Origin of the sequence: Achromobacter arsenitoxydans SY8, from assembly GCF_000236785.1 — a bacterium.
Taxonomy (GTDB): Bacteria; Pseudomonadota; Gammaproteobacteria; order Burkholderiales; family Burkholderiaceae_B; genus Achromobacter; species Achromobacter arsenitoxydans.
This window is the reverse complement of the sequence record NZ_AGUF01000002.1, coordinates 1-879: the sequence shown is the minus strand read 5'-3', so window position 1 is coordinate 879 and position 879 is coordinate 1. Positions and strand designations below refer to the sequence as shown.

The window sequence follows — 879 nt, the reverse complement described above, 5'->3', positions numbered from 1 at the left end:
CCATGGCAAAAGGCAAGTTTGAACGTACCAAGCCGCACGTGAACGTGGGTACGATTGGTCACGTTGACCACGGCAAAACGACGTTGACGGCGGCCATCACGACCGTTCTGTCGAACAAGTTCGGCGGCGAAGCCAAGGGCTACGACCAGATCGACGCGACTCCTGAAGAAAAGGCTCGCGGCATCACGATCAACACGGCCCACGTCGAGTACGAAACGGAATCGCGCCACTACGCGCACGTTGACTGCCCGGGCCACGCTGACTACGTCAAGAACATGATCACGGGCGCTGCCCAGATGGACGGCGCGATCCTGGTCGTGTCGGCCGCTGACGGTCCGATGCCGCAAACGCGTGAACACATCCTGCTGAGCCGCCAGGTTGGCGTGCCGTACATCATCGTCTTCCTGAACAAGGCCGACATGGTTGACGACGCCGAGCTGCTCGAGCTGGTGGAAATGGAAGTTCGCGAACTGCTGTCCAAGTACGACTTCCCGGGCGACGACACCCCGATCGTCAAGGGTTCGGCCAAGCTGGCGCTGGAAGGCGACAAGGGCGAACTGGGCGAGCAAGCCATCATGGCGCTGGCCGCCGCGCTGGATTCGTACATCCCGACGCCTGAGCGTGCCGTTGACGGCGCGTTCCTGATGCCGGTTGAAGACGTGTTCTCGATCTCGGGTCGCGGCACCGTGGTGACCGGCCGTATCGAACGCGGCATCATCAAGGTCGGCGAAGAAATCGAAATCGTCGGTCTGGTGCCGACGGTCAAGACGACCTGCACCGGCGTGGAAATGTTCCGCAAGCTGCTGGACCAAGGTCAAGCCGGCGACAACGTGGGCATCCTGCTGCGCGGCACCAAGCGTGAAGACGTCCAGCGCGGCC

Annotated in this window: 1 protein-coding gene; it reads left to right on the top strand. The window is 62.2% G+C overall.

Annotated features, from left to right (window positions below):
• Positions 1-2 precede the first annotated feature (2 nt).
• The coding region (gene tuf / locus KYC_RS00730; protein ID WP_008157749.1) for an elongation factor Tu at positions 3-879 on the top strand (877 nt) is incomplete at its 3' end.